Genomic DNA, 1,988 nt, shown 5'->3' with positions numbered 1-1,988 from the left:
TGAGCAGGTCCGGAGTGTCCATGAGCTGATTTTTGCCCTGCATCAGCGCTTTGTAGAGGCACTGGCACCGATCGCATTGGTTTTTGGTCAGGGCAAGGTGTCCAGGAAAAAGTACATCACCTATGTTGATTACACGAGCCAGGGTGAAAATGTGCCGCTTTTGAGGCCATCCGACAAAGAATCAATCGAACAAAATGGGCGTGTAGGAACGGTCGTCAGTATGAATGATGCCTTGATTGTTAATCTGATGTTAGGCGTTCATGTGGGACTTATCGAGCTACTGGAACAGGCAGAGGGAGGGAAAGGACGAACCTTGCGACTGAAATTTACTGACCAATTTGAATTTAGCTGTTTTAAATCCGGCAAGTTTAAGCGTATGTGGTTTCTGGCACAGTTACTAAAAGAGATCGAACTGGATAAAAATGCTGGCACCATGAAAATAGACTTCAATGCCGTAGCGGGTCAAATGACCGTCGAATGCTCCCGAATGACATCACGTCCAGCCCAGCAGGATGCCTTTGAAAAAGTGATTACTGCGTTAAATGGCACGTATAATCTGGATATGCACTTGAAGAACATAGCGATTTTTAATCGTGTTGATTGGGACGTTAATGTGTTTGCACAAAAACTTAATAGCAATGGTACGACAGAAGCCGATAGATTCGCCTTTCAACATATCCTTTTCTCAATCTTTTATGACCCCCAATTTATCGGTATTCCCTTTTTTTGTGAGTTATTAAGCAGCCACCAACAGCAGTTTATTCATCATGCTAAGGAGTTATTCCTCTTCAAGGAAAGATCGGAGAACAGTTTTCGGGAAATGTTTATGAGTGACAAGATGAGTGATGACATCCGCAAGGAACTCTTACAGCATCTTTTATTGTTAGATCCTAAAAGAGCTGTTCCATTGTATGAGGATGTTTATCCCCATTTGAGAGGTAAATACTTTGTTCTCAAACCAACACATGGTTATAAGCCAGATTTCATTGTTCAACCCATTGAGCCGCATTGTGATGATCATGAAAAACCCGGCAAAGCCCTGCTGAAGTATGAGCTGACATATGCCAGCAAACGCGCCCGAAAAGATCACTCTTACATTGTCAGATTCCAAAAGAGCTTTTGTTCCATTGTATGAGGATGTGTATCCCCATTTGAGGGATAAATACTTTGCTATCGACGTCCTCAGAAGTCCATGGATGGGTCGGTAGATCGCTTGCCAGAATGGATTTCAAATCAACGGCCAACTCCGCCTTTTCAGGTTTTTTTTACAGGTTGGTCTACCCTGAAGGTTTGCGTATCTTTTGAAGGGTATGGTGTGAATTTCAGCAAATTTCTGATGGTTCTGACAGTTATTCTCGGCAATTTTTCCGGGAGTAAATGTTTTTCAGTTTTGTTATTAGGTGGTTGTGTGGTACCCAATTTTCCCGTTTTGGCCATTCCTGGTCATGAAGCTTTCATGCAAGATCTGATGGCGGCTGCCCTTGAAGTCCTGAATCGTGATTCAGACGACGATGATTATATAACTGACATGCTACCTGCCGTGCCAAAACATGTTGTCCCCTATATTCCTTCCTTCAGACACCAAAATGCTGCACCCAAAACACTGGACGAGTGCAGTATTACCTTGCCTGAGGTGCCTGACGATCCTCCTGTTCTGGTTTGTGTTCGGGAGAAAAATGAACAGGCAGCAGCGGGAGCCTCAGAGGCAGAGGACCTTGAGAGTTCATCAGAATGCAATCTGTCGGATGAGCTTGCTGCACGTCAGGAAAAAAAAACAAAGCTGACCGACGCTATTCTCGAATTACGACTTGAGTGTCTCAAACTGAGTCATACATGGGACACCTGTCTCCCCCGGGTGGATATCGATTCGGAAACCGCCCGGGAGGTAATTGACTACGCCATGGCCATGCGCTGCGGTACCGTAAAAGAGTCACCCGTCGCATACTACACGGCGCAACTGAAAAAGCAGGTGGGTACTATTAATGTAC

At 44.8% G+C, this 1,988-nt stretch carries 2 protein-coding genes; both read left to right on the top strand.

Annotation, left to right across the window (positions count from 1 at the left end; translation table 11 throughout):
- Positions 1 to 1,135: hypothetical protein (locus KDK16_RS00020; RefSeq protein WP_257274139.1), on the top strand; the 1,135-nt coding region annotated here is incomplete at its 5' end.
- A 57-nt stretch (positions 1,136 to 1,192) separates the two neighbouring features.
- Positions 1,193 to 1,988 (top strand): hypothetical protein (locus KDK16_RS00015; RefSeq protein ID WP_257274137.1); only part of this gene is annotated, 796 nt, incomplete at its 3' end.

Source organism: Endozoicomonas sp. SESOKO4 (genome assembly GCF_024606275.1).
Note: the sequence above shows the minus strand (reverse complement) of the source record. Positions and strands in the feature narration are given on the sequence as shown.